Origin of the sequence: Niabella digestorum (genome assembly GCF_036409055.1) — a bacterium.
Lineage (GTDB): Bacteria > Bacteroidota > Bacteroidia > Chitinophagales > Chitinophagaceae > Niabella > Niabella composti.
Genome location: NZ_JAZGLY010000002.1, coordinates 181001 through 197186 on the forward strand (window position 1 = coordinate 181001; position 16186 = coordinate 197186).

11 protein-coding genes are annotated in these 16186 nt (G+C 40.2%); 7 read left to right on the forward strand and 4 right to left on the reverse strand.

Annotated features, from left to right (window positions below):
- Positions 1 to 14: 14 nt before the first annotated feature.
- The 3 genes from V2H41_RS03480 to V2H41_RS03490 are packed head-to-tail and all read right to left on the reverse strand — an operon-like array spanning position 15 to position 6070.
- Positions 15 to 1067 carry a DUF5017 domain-containing protein gene (locus V2H41_RS03480; RefSeq protein ID WP_330973735.1) on the reverse strand — a complete coding sequence of 351 codons (1053 nt, stop codon included), beginning with the start codon at positions 1065 to 1067 and terminating at the stop codon, positions 15 to 17.
- Between the two features lie 22 nt (positions 1068 to 1089).
- Positions 1090 to 2709: a RagB/SusD family nutrient uptake outer membrane protein gene (locus V2H41_RS03485; RefSeq protein ID WP_330973736.1), complete on the reverse strand. Its 1620-nt coding sequence runs from the start codon at positions 2707 to 2709 to the stop codon at positions 1090 to 1092.
- Between the two features lie 34 nt (positions 2710 to 2743).
- Positions 2744 to 6070: a SusC/RagA family TonB-linked outer membrane protein gene (locus V2H41_RS03490; RefSeq protein WP_330973737.1), complete on the reverse strand. Its 3327-nt coding sequence runs from the start codon at positions 6068 to 6070 to the stop codon at positions 2744 to 2746.
- A gap of 534 nt (positions 6071 to 6604) precedes the next feature.
- Between V2H41_RS03490 and V2H41_RS03495 the strand changes: the two genes are divergently transcribed.
- The 7 genes from V2H41_RS03495 (at position 6605) to V2H41_RS03525 (ending at position 15197) form a co-directional block, all read left to right on the forward strand.
- Positions 6605 to 8074, forward strand: a complete 1470-nt coding sequence (locus tag V2H41_RS03495) for a sodium:solute symporter family protein (protein ID WP_330973738.1) — start codon at positions 6605 to 6607, stop codon at positions 8072 to 8074.
- 40 nt (positions 8075 to 8114) lie between these two features.
- Complete coding sequence (locus tag V2H41_RS03500) at positions 8115 to 9134, forward strand: Gfo/Idh/MocA family protein (protein ID WP_330973739.1); 1020 nt, start codon at positions 8115 to 8117, stop codon at positions 9132 to 9134.
- A 20-nt stretch (positions 9135 to 9154) separates the two neighbouring features.
- Complete coding sequence (locus V2H41_RS03505) at positions 9155 to 10498, forward strand: Gfo/Idh/MocA family protein (protein ID WP_330973740.1); 1344 nt, start codon at positions 9155 to 9157, stop codon at positions 10496 to 10498.
- A 5-nt stretch (positions 10499 to 10503) separates the two neighbouring features.
- Complete coding sequence (nagA, locus tag V2H41_RS03510) at positions 10504 to 11697, forward strand: N-acetylglucosamine-6-phosphate deacetylase (RefSeq protein WP_330973741.1); 1194 nt, start codon at positions 10504 to 10506, stop codon at positions 11695 to 11697.
- A gap of 46 nt (positions 11698 to 11743) precedes the next feature.
- Positions 11744 to 12817: a LacI family DNA-binding transcriptional regulator gene (locus V2H41_RS03515; protein ID WP_330973742.1), complete on the forward strand. Its 1074-nt coding sequence runs from the start codon at positions 11744 to 11746 to the stop codon at positions 12815 to 12817.
- Positions 12818 to 12896: 79 nt separating this feature from the next.
- Positions 12897 to 13676 carry a glucosamine-6-phosphate deaminase gene (locus V2H41_RS03520; protein ID WP_330973743.1) on the forward strand — a complete coding sequence of 260 codons (780 nt, stop codon included), beginning with the start codon at positions 12897 to 12899 and terminating at the stop codon, positions 13674 to 13676.
- A gap of 129 nt (positions 13677 to 13805) precedes the next feature.
- Positions 13806 to 15197, forward strand: a complete 1392-nt coding sequence (locus tag V2H41_RS03525; RefSeq protein ID WP_330973744.1) for a sialate O-acetylesterase — start codon at positions 13806 to 13808, stop codon at positions 15195 to 15197.
- A 134-nt stretch (positions 15198 to 15331) separates the two neighbouring features.
- On the opposite strand, the gene V2H41_RS03530 is transcribed toward V2H41_RS03525, so the two are convergent.
- Positions 15332 to 16186, reverse strand: coding sequence for an ROK family protein (locus V2H41_RS03530; protein WP_330973745.1), 855 nt, complete (start codon positions 16184 to 16186; stop codon positions 15332 to 15334).

The window sequence follows — 16186 nt, forward strand, 5'->3', positions numbered from 1 at the left end:
TACCCATTTCTATATTAAGGAATTGTGATCTCAATCTCTTTCACTACGCTAGCCTCGCTATGACTGGTAATATTGGTGGCTACGAAGGTAGCTTTATAAGTTCCCGGTTTATCGTAGACATAAGTATAATTGGACAGTGCCGGATCTATTCGGTTCTTGATGCCTACAGGTCTATCCGGGCCTAGGTTGATTTCATTATCAACAACAATGGGAGGTGCTATAGCCCAATCTCCAGCTGTAAAGGGACGGTTTGCTGCAAGCACATTTGCCCTGAAGCGCAAGCGTGAGGTAGTGCTCGTCGATCGCGGGGTTCTGCTCGGGTCAGAAGCATCATCAGGGCCGAAGTGATACAAGGGGAAAGCTGCTACTCTTTGGTTATATATTATTTCTGAGCCCAATAATGTTTCAACGGATATTTTAAACTCATGAATATCCCAGGTAGTATAAGCGGCTGAAGCGCTTCGAGGATACGTAATATATTTAAATCCTATATACAGAGGCTGTCCTGGTACCAATAAATCAGAGATATCGGCTGAAGTGAGTGTACGGGTTGTGAAATCCTTTGCCATTGGTATGTTGAAACGATCTGTGATGTCGATCCATCCTTCTCCCTCTTCTGTTACGGTTCCATCAAAATTTGTAGTGGCCATAACAAATAACTGTTTCCAAGTAGGATCCGTTCCGTCTCCCATATCAGCAACATATTCGAAGGAAACATTAACAGCATCGATGCCTATAATACGTCCGTCTTTATATGCATATTCTTTTAATGGTTCTCCGGAGAAGAAGGAAATGACATCTGCATTTCCTTCAAATTGGAATACAACTTCTTTTATAGGATTTCCAAAGTTGTCTTGCGCATCTTGTACAGTATATCCTTTAATGTTAAAATCGGGTGTACCCACAATTAAATCTTTCTTGGTGTTGCATGACCCAAGTAGGATAATACAGATGATTAACCCGTTTATGAAGCACTTTTTTTGTAATCGATCGGGTAGGAGTACCATAGGAGCGTGGCAAAATGTTTGTGAAACAAACTGAACAATTTTAGCTATATGTTTTTTCATTTTTTATCGATTTTAGGGTTAATTACCATCCTGGATTTTGAACCAGTTTTCGGTTTAACATCATTTCATGTGTAGGTATAGGAAGTAATTTATGACGATCGCTAATCATGCCTAACGCTGTAGCAACATTTCTCGCCTGAGTAGATGGAGTTGAGGGGGTAGTTGAAGTAAGATAAAGATTAGATAAAGCTTTCATGGATGATATATAAATTCCCCATCTGATTAAATCGTACTTGCGTAAGCACTCAAATGCAAGTTCTCTGGAGCGTTCATCTTGTATCGCTTCTAGGAATGATAATTTATCTGATTTTTCATCATTTGTTAAATCGCTGACAGGGTTAGGTACTTGCAAATCTGCTTCTGAAAAGGGAAAGCCAAAACCTCTTCTCCGTACCATATTGAAATACTTTATGGCTTCAGGTGTAGGACCCCCGTTTACCTCATTATCAGCTTCGGCAAACATGAGTAGTACATCGGAATATCTTAATAGAGGGAAGTTGATAGGAGTATATCCTACTGATTTCGGGAAGAATACTTCTTTTTCTCTTCTGTATTTTCCGGCATATCTAGTCCAGATTTGAGTTGCCGCAAAATATTCTCTATTAGTGGATTCTGTAGGATTAAATCTATACGGAGCAATGGTCCAATCTCTTCGTAAATCCCCGGGTTTGTATAAATTATAGAGTCTACCTGATGCCCAAATATTACCATTGCTTCTACCAATAGAATCGTTATTAGAGACAATACCGATATAATTCCCCAACATGCCGGCTTGTCTGGGACGGTCGGTACGGTTACCATAAAATTCTACCTCCCAGATGGATTCTTTAATATCGTAAGCATCGGCAGCAAGTTTTACAAAAACATCTTCAAATGAAGGGTTTAATGCATGCTCTCCCGATTGAATTACTTTATAAGCCCAATCTCTGGCATTTTTGTATTTGCTGTGGTCTTTAAGAGGTTCTCCGGCCCAATACAAATAAACACGTGCTAATATTCCTGCAACTGCAGATTTATTGACTCTTCCTCCAAACCCTACTTCGGTAGCGCTTTCTACTAGATCATAGGCTCTTTCCATATCTTCGGTAATTTGCTGATATACGATGTGGGAGGGAGTGCGTTCCATATCGGTGTTATAGGGTGTAGTGGAGGACGTTAATTTTAACGGCACATCACCGTAATTAGATACTAGCAAAAAGTAGTAGTAAGCTCTCAGAAATAGCGTTTCACCTCTTACGATTTCTCTTTTTCTATCGTCCATATCGGCGTCATCCAGTTTCTCCAATAATACATTTGCCAGATTGATACCTTCATATAATGCTCTCCATAAGTTGGCAACATGTGGCGCGCTGGGATTGTACATAAACTGTCCGGGTAGTGCAGATTCCGGACCTTTTCTATAGAATCCATCGTCACCTTCGGTACCCATAAATGTAAAATAGGCTGAGGCATACAGTGGAGCACCATCTCGCGTGTCTGATAGCTTATTGTAGACACCAACGAGTGCCGTATGAATCTGGCTTTCGTTTTGGTAGAAGAATTCCGGTGATAGGAAATCTTCAGGTTCTGTGTCTAAGAAGCTAGAGCAGGAAGCTCCTAGAGTGAGACACAGTATTGCTAATAAGGTCTTAATCTTTTCCATAGTGACTCTATATTGAAGTTATTTTATTTAATTTTTAAAAGTTTGCTTTAAGGCCAAATACAAGTGTTCTTGGATGAGGATATGCCGAGAAATCAAATCCTGGAGTAAGTACCGAATTGTGTACAGATACTTCAGGATCCAATCCCGAATATTTGGTCCATGTATACAGATTTTGAGCTGCTACACTTAAGCTTAGACCTTTGATCTTCATTCTTCTTAACAGTGAAGTAGGAAGTGTATATGACAGAGACACTGTTTTCAGTCTCAGATATGAACCGTCTTCAATGGTTCTAGATGAAATTACTTGTGGTCCTCCACCCCCTGCTCTGTGAATCGTGTTGCTCGGGTTGTCGGGTGTCCATCGATCGGCCCAGCTTGCAAACTGGTTAACGTGGTGAATGTTGGTAATGTTTCCTTCGAAAATAAGACGATTGGCATTCATTAAGTGGTTTCCATACGACCACTGGAAGAAAACATTTAAGTCAAAACCTTTGTAGCTAAAGTTATTGCTAAATCCTCCTATGTGGATAGGGAGACCTCGACCAATGATAGTTTTATCGTTAGCATCTACTACTCCGTCTCCATTAAGGTCTTTATACTTGATATCTCCGGGCTTTATAGATTCCCTTGTGTCTCCGTTATTAGGCACTTCTGGTTTTAATACATATACGCCAGGAGCAACTTCGTTAAAATCGCTATATTGATACACCCCGTCCCAGATAAGCCCATAGAACATGGCTGCAGGTTTGCCTACTTCTGCAATGTAAATAGGTTCCTGTGCGATGCGGCTTACGAAGGAGGTGATTCTTGAAGTAAGATTTTCTTGATTATCGGAGAGTGCCATGATTTTGTTCTTGTTGAAGCTTATATTGAAGTTGCTCTGCCAGGTAAAGTCTTTAGTCTGAATATTTACAGTATTTAAAGTAAACTCCAGACCTTCATTGCGCACTTTTCCTATGTTTTTGTACGAATTGCTAAATCCTGTACTATAAGGCAACTCGGCATTTAGCAAGAGGTCGTAAGTGGTTTTTCTATACCAATCGAATACGAAGCTGATGCGATCTTTAAATAGGTTAAGGTCATACCCCACGTCGAACTGCGCAGTACTTTCCCATTTGAGGTTGGGGTTGCTGAGTCTTGCTATCCCTAATCCATAATACCGAACATTGTTGAAAGAGTAGCTTCCTAAGTCATTCCATTCGGCGGCAGGTAAGTATGCAAAATCGCTCACGCGGTTATTACCGGTTACCCCATAGCTGATTCTCAGCTTGGCTGCAGTAATAGCTTCAACATTTTTTAAGAATTTTTCATCCTTCATGCGCCATGCAAATGCTGCAGAAGGAAAATATCCCCATCGGTTCGGACGAGCGAACTTAGATGACCCGTCAGCCCTCATGGTAGCGGTTAGCAGGTATCTTGATTTGAAACTATAATTAAGTCTGGTAAATAAAGATTGTAACCTGTTTTCACTTGCTCCTGTGTAGGTTTCCAAAGGAGTACCTTGTGATAGCCCATTAATTCCTAGCTCTTCGTTAGGAACTTGTATGGCAGAGAATCCGTCAGATGTGGTACGAACACTTTGAAGTGTCATACCTCCCATTACTTCCAGTCGGTGAGATTTGTTGAATCTTTTGGTATAAGTTAATGTATTTTCATTAAGCCATTCGTATCGTTGAGAGTTTCTGATAGAACCATTCACTCCATTGATGTTATTAGGGCGTAAGCTAACGGGGGCTCCCTTTATTGTTTTACTGTTATAGAATTCATCATTACGTGTCATAACTCCGTTCATACCTCCCGTAACCTTCAGTACTAAGTTTTTGGCTAGTTCATATGTTGCATACGCATTAGCAAGTAGGTTGTGGGTTTTTCTCCTGCGCAGTGTTTCTCTTGCTGAGATGATAGGATTGATACGAAAATCTCCGGCCTCAGCCTCGGCTTCTGAATCTATGATATCGTCAATTAAATCATCGTTATAATCAGGAAGTCCTTCTCTTCCTGTAACGGGTCTATATCCCCAAACGGAATACAGTAAATAACCGCTTATAGTAGTATTGGATGTGGCACTGGTTCTACCCAGTATCTGTCCATAAGCTAGTTGATAGCTATAGTTTACATTTATACCTACTTTGAATTTTTTGCTTATAGTTTGATCAAGCGAGATCCTTGATTGATAGCGTTTAAAGCCGGTATTAATGACAATACCGTCTTGGTCATACACAGAACCGGAAATAGAGTATTTGGTATCTCTGTTACCACCTCTAAGTGATAAGTTATAAATCTGTGTAACACCTTTCTTAAATAATTGGTCTTGCCAATCGATACCTTTGATGTTTTTGTAAGATTCTAATGTTTTTCCTTGAGGATCGTAATTGGGGTGATCGGTAGGCAGGTCTCCGGGGGTATAAGAACTTACAGCATCCTGCCCATATCGTTCAATCTCATATTTAACGAACTCGTACGCACTCAACATGGGCATTTTTTTGGTTATTTGTTGTGGGCCCACCGAAGCAGATAGCGCAAGGGTGGGGGCTCCTGATTTGCCCTTTTTGGTTTCAATAACCACAACTCCATTTGCGGCGCGTGATCCATAGATGGCGGTTGCAGAGGCATCTTTTAAAATCGTGATAGATTCAATGTCTTCTGGATTGATGCCGGCCGTTTGCGGACTTTCCATCGGAAAACCGTCAATAACATATAATGGAGCCGTACTTTGTGTTAAAGAGTTAGCCCCTCTGATTACGATGTTCATTCCCTGACCGGGTTGGCCGTCTTCTGCTGCGGATACCTGAACCCCTGCAACTCTTCCCGCTAAGGCTTGATCAAAAGATGCTACGGGAGCTTTAGTAAGATCATTTACGTTTACTTCTCCTACAGCTCCTGTTAGATCACCTCTTTTTACAGTTCCATAGCCGATAACGACTACCTCATCTAGGGATGAGCTTTCTTTAATAAGTGTAATCTGAATATTGGTATTATTGTCAACTTTGAGTTCCTGAGACAGATAGCCTACTGCACTAAATACTAAAATCGTCTCTTTGTCTTTAACCTGAATTGAGAATCTTCCATTGTTATCTGTAACAACTCCGGTGGCGGTTCCTTTTATCGTAACTGAAACTCCGGCTAATGGATTACTTTCTTGATCAATAACTATCCCCTTTACTAATATATTTTGTTGTAAAGCCAAATGGGAAGCGATAAGAGGATAAGAAGGAGAGAGCATTGCGTGAGCTTTGCCAGTAGTGCCCAATGCTATAATAATACCCATGCAGATTTTTAGATGGATGAATTGCTGTTTCCCGACAGCATTTTTGATGCAATAGCGGGTAAGGCCTTGTTGGAGTGTGTTAAGGATCTTCATCTTTATGATGTTAAGTTTATGATGTAAATAGAGTGCTTTTTAAAGATACTTTTGAATGAATGCTTCGTAGTTAGTCAAATACTATCGATACAATCTCCCCTAATCTGATTTTCGTTTGGAACTATGTTTATTCTAGCGCACATTGGTCCCCGCCAAAATCTCTCAGTAAAATTTATAGGTCCTTCTCTTTAGCTAAAGATCTTATGGTGAATATGGCAATGACAATCATTAAGCAAGTCCTTTACTTTCTCTCTCAGCTTTCCGTTAACGTACACAGGTTTGACGCAAAATAAATTCCGTTTACGTACACGGAATATTGTCCTAAAAAAATTCTATCCAAATATATTTATTTTTCATTAAAATCAAAAATATCTGTTAAGAAAAAATCAATGCTTTCTTTTCTAGTTGGTTTTCAATTTAATATGTCCGTCTTGAGATATTATTTGAGAATAGTTAGTAAAACATTTTAGAATGTTTTAAAAATTATATTTATATTCGTGTACGTACACATTTTGTCTATTGCCATTTCTTTTTATGCAAACCATTGATTATATCAGCATCGTAGGTTTTATTGTCCTCCTTGTTTCTGTAGGAGTTTACGGATATACACGGGTAGGGTCTTCTTCTGATTTTTTTACGGCAGGAGGAAAGCTTCCCTGGTGGTTAACGGGAGTTTCGCATCATGTGTCGGGATATAGCGGAGCTGTTTTTGTTGCTTATGCTTCTATTGCTTACACACATGGTTTTGTGGTGTACGTATGGTGGGCCATGACTATTGCAATAGGAATGTTGTTTACTGTGTTTTTCATTGCTCCGCGATGGGCGCGCTTAAGAGAAAAATTTGGAGTGCAGTCTCCCACTGAATATCTGGCTACCCGTTATGGTATACCCGCACAACAATTAATTGCCTGGACGGGAGTTATTATTAAGATATTTGATGTAGCTGCCAAATGGGCAGCCATAGGCATTTTGTTGAATGCATTTACCGGATTGAGTATCACTGCAGGCATTGCATTATCTGGATGTGTAACGCTAATTTATGTTGTGCTAGGCGGTGTTTGGGCGGATGTAGTGAATGATTTTCTATCTTTTATTATTCAGTTGGCATCGGGCATCATCATGATGGTATTAGTGTTGAGAGAATTAGGAGACGGTGTCGGTGGCTTTTTTACATTATGGGATCGCTTGCCTGCCGAGAATTCGCAGATTTTTAGAGAGCCTTATACCTTCTGGTTTGTATTGGCAATACTTTCCATCAACACATTAACGTACAGTGGGGGACTTTGGAGTTTGGCCATGCGCTTTATTTCTTCTCCTACAGGGAAGGAGGCTAAAAAAGCGGCATTGTTGTCATCGGCATTATACCTCATTTGGCCTTTAATATTATTCTTCCCGATGTTTGCATCGCCTATTTTTTTCCCAAATCTGGAGAATACCGAAAAAGCTTACTCCGTGATGGCACTTAAGTTCTTGCCACCAGGCCTTTTAGGGTTGATGTTTGTCTCGCTTTTTTCCACAACATTGACCATGACGGCAGGCGACTCTAATACGATTGCTTCTGTTATTACTAGAGATATTTTACCTACGATTAATAAACGTGTTAGAAATTTTGACCGCAAGAAGCTTTTGATGTTGGCTCGGCTTACCACTTTTACTTTTGTATTATTTACGGTAATTCTTGCATTTTACGCTGAGTCATTCGGTGGAGTAATCGGATTAATACTAAGCTGGTTTGCCGCTCTTACAGGCCCAATCAGTATTCCGATGATTCTTGGATTATTGCCTTGGTTTAAACATAGTAACGGAACGGCAGTGTGGCTCTCTATTGCTTTAGGATTGCTTACATTTATTATAATGAAGTTTTGTTCGAACGTGCCATTGGCGCTGGAAATTTCTGGTCCTATCATTACATCTTTTATTGTGTATGCAGGATGCGGATTGCTTACTAAAAAGCGCGTTTCGGAGAAGGTGGATCATCTGCTTGACGGCCTCAATAAAGATTAAAGTTGCAAAATAAAAGTTTAAACCATAAATATTTGTTGAGATGAAAATTTTTCAAAGCCGGCGTCAGTTTATAAAAACATCTGCTTTCATGGGAATAGGGGTGTCATTAGGGACATCCGTCTTTGGAAAAAGCAGTGTGTTTTCTGTAATACCACAAGCGGGTAAGCGAGTTGGTATTATCGGTTTGGATACTTCTCATAGTATTGCTTTTACAAAATCTTTAAACGCCGAGCAGCCCAAACCTGAATTTAGAGGATATAGAGTAGTAGCGGCTTATCCGCAGGGCAGTAAGGATATTCAATCTTCAGTATCAAGAGTTCCGGAGTATACTGAAACCGTAAAAAAGTATGGAGTAGAAATCGTGAACTCCATATCCGAGTTGTTAAGTAAAGTAGATGTGGTTTTGCTCGAAAGTAATGACGGTCGGGTGCATCTGGAGCAGGCCATTCAGGTATTTAAAGCTAAGAAACCTGTTTTTATTGATAAGCCTATAGCGGCATCTTATCGTGATGCGAAAAAGATTTTTGAGCTCGCCGCTCAATACAACGTGCCAGTTTTTTCTAGCTCTTCTTTGCGCTATTTAAGCGGTGTTCAGGAAATTCTCAATACTGGAAAAATAGGACGAGTGTTAGGTGCTGATACTTACAGTCCGGCTCATTTGGAAAGTACGCATCCCGATTTGTTTTGGTATGGTATTCATGGTGTAGAAATTTTATTTGCTTTAATGGGAATAGGATGCGAAAGCGTTGTTCGCGTTCATGCCCAGGATGCCGATGTCGCTGTAGGAAGATGGAAGGATGGGCGGTTGGGAACTTTCAGAGGTTTTCGAAAAGGAAAGAGTGATTATGGTGGTATTGCATTTGGCGAAAAGGGCAACATGACTTTAGGGCGTTATGGAGGATATGACCCGTTGCTTGTAAAAATTGTTGAGTTCTTCGATACCCGTGTGGCGCCTTTCGATTATCGGCAAACTCTAGAAATCTGCGCTTTTATGGAAGCGGCGGATTTGAGTAAAAAACAAAATGGTCGTGAAGTAAAACTTTCTGAAATTACCGGATAACAATTATAAAATTTAGAGCAATGAAAACATCTCGTAGGGAATTTATTAAAAAGCTTTCATTAAGTACTGCGGCAGTTTCAATAGGTGGCGTACTGCCCGGTTTTAGCGCCAAAAGTTATCGCAATATAGTAGGTGCTAATGAGCGCTTTCATATTGCAGTAATGGGCGTAAATTCGCGCGGACAAGTATTGGCCAATAATTTTGCTATGCAACCCAATGCGGTGGTAACCTATATCTGCGATGTCGACCGTAGGGCTATCGATAAATGTTTTGCTACCGTAACAGAAAGACAATCGGAGACACCCAAGAAAGAGAAAGATTTTAGAAAAGCTTTAGAAGATAAGCAGGTAGATGCTTTAGTTATCGCAGCTCCCGATCACTGGCATGCTCCTGCTACCGTCATGGCATTAAAAGCAGGAAAACATGTTTATGTAGAAAAACCCTGCAGTCATAATCCTCGCGAAGGAGAGCTATTGATAGAGGCTGTTAAGAAATATAAACATGTAGTACAAATTGGTAATCAGAGAAGGTCTTGGCCTAATGTAGTAGAAGCTATTAAAGCTTTGCATAATGGGGTAATTGGTAGGGTGTATTTTGCAAGAACTTGGTACACCAATAACCGTCCCTCCATTGGTATAGGTAAGCAAATTGCTGTACCAGACTGGCTCGATTATGAACTCTGGCAGGGGCCGGCCCCGAGACGTCCTTACAAGGATAATATTCTTCATTATAACTGGCACTGGTTTTGGCATTGGGGTACCGGCGAAGCATTGAACAATGGTACCCATTTTGTGGATCTGGCTCGATGGGGTTTGCAAGCTGATTATCCTACAAAGGTTACTTCTGTAGGTGGTAGATATCGTTATAAAGATGATTGGGAAACACCTGATACGCAAACTATTGGAATAGAATTCGGAAATGGTTGTTCCATTACTTGGGAAGGAAGAAGCTGCAATGGTGCGCCTAGCGAAGGTGCTGCTGTAGGAGTGATCTTTTACGGAGAACAGGGGTCTTTGCAAATAGGAAGTGGAAATACTTATAAGATATATGACTTGAAAGGGAAGTTGATTAAAGAGGCAAAAAATGACATTAAGGTAGATGCGAGAAGCCTAAGCAACCCTTCTCAGAACTTGGATGCTATTCATATCCAAAACTTTTTTAGTGCAATTAAAGATAATACACCATTAAACTCTGATATTGTTGAAGGACACAAAAGTACTTTGTTGGTACAGCTGGGAAATATTGCACAAAGAACAACAGGAGCTTTGGATATAGATGCTTCAACAGGAAGAATTTTAAGAAATGAAAAGGCTATGAAGCTGTGGTCCCGCGAATATGAAAGAGGTTGGGAGCTTAAAATCTGATATAGATGAGTGGCACGCTAAAGATATATAATGGCACATTGATCTGTCCGCATCGATGTATTAAAGAAGGCACACTTATCATTAAAGATGGGAAGATTGTAGAACTCGGATCGAAAAATGTGGAAGTGGAGGCCGATGCTTTGCAGATAGATGCGCAGGGAAATTTTATTGCTCCTGGTTTTATTGATATTCATGTGCATGGGGGTGGTGGGTGTGATTTTATGGATGGCGAAATCGATGATTTTCTTACGATAGCCGAAACACATGCTCGATACGGAACAACGGCGATGACGCCCACTACTTTGACGAGTGAGAAAGAAGGATTGGTGAAGGTGCTATCTAATTATGAAAAAGCTTCTGTGAAAAATCTCAAAGGTGCTCGGTTCTTGGGCATGCATTTGGAAGGGCCATATTTTTCATTGAATCAGCGAGGGGCGCAGGATCCGAAATTTATACGGAATCCCGATCCAAAAGAATACAAAGAAATTATCGAGAGATTTGGAAAATCTATTGCCCGATGGAGTGCCGCGCCCGAACTGCCTGGCGCCTTAGCGTTTGGAAGATATTTGAGAGATCATGGTATATTAGCTGCCTTTGCTCATACCGATGCAGATTATGATGCAATAGTAGCTGCTTTTGAAAATGGATATACGCTGGCCACCCATTTTTATTCGGCAATGTCTGGTGTATTTCGAAAAAACGCTTATCGTTATGCCGGAGTGATTGAGAGTACTTATCTCATTGATGAAATTGATGTAGAGGTGATTGCCGACGGAAGACACCTACCAGCAGCATTACTGAAGTTGGTTTATAAAATTAAAGGTCCAGATCGAATCGCTTTAATTACCGATGCCATGCGTGGGGCAGCAACAACAGCGTCTGAAACTATTTTGGGGGATAAGAAAAATGGAATTACAGTGATAATTGAAGACGAGGTGGCCCAATTACCTGACCGCTCAGCATTTGCAGGTAGTATAGCAACTACCAATCGGTTGGTTAAAAATATGGTACATATGGCTGAGATTCCTCTTGTCGAAGCTGTGAGAATGCAAACCTACACTCCTGCTCGAATTATGGGCTGGGAGCGTCTGAAAGGATCTCTTGCAGTAGGCAAGGATGCTGATGTTGTCGTGTTTGACAATAATGTAGATGTAAGGTATACAATTGTAGAAGGAAAATTAGTTTATCAAAAAGTATAAGTGTTTTGATACTGATACATGCATTGCGATTTTATCTGTATAAAATATGAATATGAGTAATAACGGGAAGAGGTCAGTAGGAGTGAAAGAAATTGCCCGCCGTGCTAACGTCTCGATCGGTACGGTAGATCGTGTGTTGCATAATAGGGGTGGAGTGTCCGAAAAAACGAAGGAGAAGATCATAGCTGTTATAAAAGAATTGAACTATCAGCCGAACATTTTAGCGCGTCGTCTAGCATCGGGAAGAACAATTCATTTGTTTACGCTCATTCCTGCCGTATCGGATGAAACAGATTATTGGGATGTGCCTTTACAGGGAATTATACAAGCGGAAAACGAAATTAAGCTGTATGATGTTAAAGTAAGCAAGTTCTTTTTTGATATGAACGACCGAAAGTCTTTCGTAGAACGATATCAACAGATTTTACAGGAAGAGCAAATTGATGGAGTGTTATTGGCACCGGCGTTTATTGAAGAGGCTATAGCATTTACCAATGTATGTCAGCAGCGCAACATTCCCTTTGTATTTATTAATTCCGATATCCCTAATCAGAAAAGCCTATGCTATTTTGGTCCGGATCTTTTTTACAGTGGATATTCAGTGGCACATTTAGTGCGCTATTTAACATCCGAAAATGACAAGATACTCGTCATGAATATTTCCAAAGACGTTGCTTCTGATCACCACATTTTGCGTAAGGAAGAAGGTTTCAGGAAATACTTTATTGAGAAACAAATATCTCAAACCATCATTACTAAAAATCTTACACAAACAGATTATGACTCTGTAAAAGCCGGACTGGATGAGGTATTGCAACAATACCCTGATATCCGATTAGTATTTGTTACCAACTCAAGGGTGTCGTTGGTGGCACAGTATTTTGAATCAAAGGGAAAAGGAAATATTCTCTTAGTAGGGTATGACTTTATTACACGAAATATTGAGTATTTAAATAAAGAAATAATCGACTTTTTAATTTGTGAAAAACCACAGGAGCAGGCATATCGAGGTGTAAAGGCTTTATATCACTATATCATGTTTGAGGAAAATATTGAAAAGGATTTCTATATGCCGATTGATATTATCCATAAAGGGAATCAGAAATTTTATCGGAACTAATAGTTCGCGATACATTTATAATTACTATTAGAGCCTACGGATAGACGTTAAGTGTTATATATTCTTAAGATAATTGAAAATGGAAAAAGAGTATTATGTAGATAGATTAAAAATCAAAAAGTACAGTAGCAGAAAAGAAATGGGGGCTGCTGCGGCTGTAGAGGTAGGACAGATGCTTAGGCATCTGTTAGAACACAAGGAACTCGTTTCAGTAGTGTTTGCCTCTGCGCCATCTCAGAATGAATTCCTGGATGGATTGCGCAACTATCAAGGAATAGACTGGAGCCGGGTTGTGGCTTTTCATATGGATGAGTATATCGGATTGGAAGCAGTGCATCCTCAAAGCTTTGCCTATTTTCTTAATGACAGACTGTTTAGTCACGTTCCTATTAGTAAGGTTTTTTATATCGATGGATGCGCTCAAAATGTAGAGGAAGAATGTAAACGTTATGAGCAACTGCTGAAAGAGTATAAAGTAGATATTGTATGTATGGGAATAGGTGAAAATACCCATATCGCATTTAATGATCCTCATGTTGCAGACTTTAGCGACCCCAAGTGGGTAAAGGTTGTAGATCTCGATGAAGCCAGTCGCAGGCAGCAAGTAAATGACGGATGTTTCGAACGTATAGAACAGGTCCCCACGCATGCCCTTACGCTTACGATTCCGGCACTTTTAAGTGGAGCACATTTGTTTTGTATCGTTCCTGGAAAAAATAAAGCCATCGCGGTACAGCAAACTCTTTATGAAGATATTTCTGAGCTATATCCTTCAACTGTATTGAGAAAGCATGATAATGCTATACTTTATCTGGATGCGGAGAGTGCATCCCGTGTTGTTATGAAGGATGTGACATAGGACTTTTCGAAATTCTTTGACAAATTGCGTTCGAGATTTCCCTTAATGCAACTTTTGAAGTAATTTTATTCCCTTTGTAAAACCAAAGAACTGGTTTCATTCATGCTTGCATTAAATATTGAAAAATTTATGAAGTACATTTTTTCATTTCTGACAATATGCTTGTCATTACAATTATCGGCACAGATTCATTTGCCCGGTTTTTTCTCGGATAATATGGTTTTGCAACGGAATGCCGAGGTCAATTTTTGGGGGTGGTCGAAGCGGGGTGGCACCGTTAGAATTATCCCATCTTGGAGTAAAGATACGGTTACAACTAAGGTTTCGGGCTATGGACGTTTTGATGTTAAGTTAAAAACTCCCGAAGCTGGTGGTCCGCACAGTATTACTATTTTATCCGGCTCTGAGTCCAAAGTAGTAAATAATGTCCTCATCGGGGAGGTGTGGTTATGCTCTGGTCAATCCAATATGCAGTGGAACTCCAACAATAAACTGCAGGAAATGCTGGACGAACTTCCACGTGCTCATAATCCCAAAGTAAGGCTGTTGCAAATAAGTAATATTGCTGCTACCAGCCCTCAGATAAATGTTTTTGATAGTTGGAAGGAGTGTAATCCTGCATCTGCAAAGGGATTTAGTGCTATCGGCTATTTCATAGGTAAGCAGCTGGCTAAGGAATTGGATATTCCTATCGGCATTATTAATTCCAGCTGGGGTGGTACACCTGCCGAGCTATGGACCCCTGCAAAATATATTGAAAACGACCCGGAATTTTTAAAGAATGCAAAAGCCTTTAAACCCTCTGCAAGCAAGCCACATGAATATGCCACTTTGTGGAATGCGATGATCTATCCCTTGGTAGGATATAAAATTGCCGGAGCATTCTGGTATCAAGGCGAAAGTAATGTTGATACTTATAGCAGTTATAGCCGCTTATTCAGTACCATGATTAAAAGCTGGAGAGAAGCTTGGGGATATGAATTCCCCTTCTATTACGTACAAATTGCTCCATATGATTATAAATCTAAACCCGAAGAACAAAAAGGTGCTTTGTTGAGAGAGCAGCAAGTTCAAACTTTGGTCGTTCCAAAAACTGGAATGGCTGTGATTACTGATTTGGTTCCGGATGTAAAAAATATTCATCCTACTAGAAAAAGAGAAGTGGCCGAGCGCTTAGCTCAGCTGGCTTTGGCGGAAGTGTATGGAAGGTCCATGGTGGATTATAAATCGCCGATATACAAGAGTCATAAAGTAGAAGGTAATAAGATTATTGTTGAGTTTGATTATTTAGAAGGTAGTCTGCAGGTAAAAGGAAATAAAATTACTGATCTGTATATTGCTGATGATTCCAGAAACTTTGTTCCTGCTGATTACAAAATAGAGAAAAATAAGCTGATTGTATTCAGTAAGCAGATCAAAAACCCAGTTGCTGTTCGTTTTGGGTTTACTGATACATCCATGCCAAACTTATTTAATAGTAAAGGCCTGCCCGTATCGCCATTCAGAACGGATAACTGGTAGTTAGGTATTTTTTTATAATGGAACGCTGACAGATGGATTGCAGTGAAAACAAGATCTCTGTCAGCGTTTTCTATTGCTGGCTATTAAAGTCTAGTATCAAGAAGTCCTCATAGTAAAGAAGCGATACTGATATATCATCTTTTGAAACAAGATGCAGCTCCTAGTAGTGCTGCTCGTTCGCCAAGAAGTGCTGGTATACATCGAATATTATGTCCTTGTTCCTGCAAATAATGCTGCGCATGTGGCATAAACCTGTCCCAGGCTTTTGCAATATTTCCTCCTACAACTACCACTTCCGGCAAATTGTCGTGATAGCGTTGTAGAATGATTTGTGCAAGATGCTGTCCATATATTTGAAAAATTGCATCTACTAGAGGATCATGAATCAGGGCTAAGTCTTTTACTCCCTGAAGCCAGGTGCCTGTGCGGGAGTGATATTCATTAATGAGCCAGCGGGCAGCCATATAATCTTCTGCTGTTGCCGATTTAAAAGGCGTACACCATAAATCGCCTTCTATAAGCCGTTCCTGATGATATTGGCCACTTCCCAGGCCGGTCCCCAAAGTGATGCCCACCACATTGGTTTCGCCTTTGGCTGCTCCGAAATGTATTTCTCCGAGCAGATAACAACTAGCATCGTTAAGAAATTGAATATTAGCAGTAGGAATGTCCAATGCTATAGATAGCATTTTTTTGATGTTTAAACCGTACAGTGCTTCATATTTCTGCAATCCTTTAATTAGGCTCACACCATTTTCATAATCGAATGGCCCCGGCATTGCTACACCAATGGCTGCAGTTGCAGGAAAGTAAGACAGCGATTTTCGTATAGCTCTCAACCAGTCTTCTAGTATAGCATCAGCGGTATCATTAGCCCTGACATCTTCTCTTATAAAGCTTTCTTCTAGAATACGGTTATTGAGTATATCCACAATACAGCAACTGATATGTGTTCCTCCAATATCTATACCTAAAACCCAATGATTCAT

Bases quoted from the DNA above. Each gene is read 5' to 3' on its own strand.
- V2H41_RS03480 (WP_330973735.1), bottom strand. From the start codon at position 1,067: ATGAAAAAACATATAGCTAAAATTGTTCAGTTTGTTTCACAAACATTT.
- V2H41_RS03485 (WP_330973736.1), bottom strand. From the start codon at position 2,709: ATGGAAAAGATTAAGACCTTATTAGCAATACTGTGTCTCACTCTAGGA.
- V2H41_RS03490 (WP_330973737.1), bottom strand. From the start codon at position 6,070: ATGAAGATCCTTAACACACTCCAACAAGGCCTTACCCGCTATTGCATC.
- V2H41_RS03495 (WP_330973738.1), top strand. From the start codon at position 6,605: ATGCAAACCATTGATTATATCAGCATCGTAGGTTTTATTGTCCTCCTT.
- V2H41_RS03500 (WP_330973739.1), top strand. From the start codon at position 8,115: ATGAAAATTTTTCAAAGCCGGCGTCAGTTTATAAAAACATCTGCTTTC.
- V2H41_RS03505 (WP_330973740.1), top strand. From the start codon at position 9,155: ATGAAAACATCTCGTAGGGAATTTATTAAAAAGCTTTCATTAAGTACT.
- nagA (WP_330973741.1), top strand. From the start codon at position 10,504: ATGAGTGGCACGCTAAAGATATATAATGGCACATTGATCTGTCCGCAT.
- V2H41_RS03515 (WP_330973742.1), top strand. From the start codon at position 11,744: ATGAATATGAGTAATAACGGGAAGAGGTCAGTAGGAGTGAAAGAAATT.
- V2H41_RS03520 (WP_330973743.1), top strand. From the start codon at position 12,897: ATGGAAAAAGAGTATTATGTAGATAGATTAAAAATCAAAAAGTACAGT.
- V2H41_RS03525 (WP_330973744.1), top strand. From the start codon at position 13,806: ATGAAGTACATTTTTTCATTTCTGACAATATGCTTGTCATTACAATTA.
- V2H41_RS03530 (WP_330973745.1), bottom strand. From the start codon at position 16,186: ATGAATCATTGGGTTTTAGGTATAGATATTGGAGGAACACATATCAGT.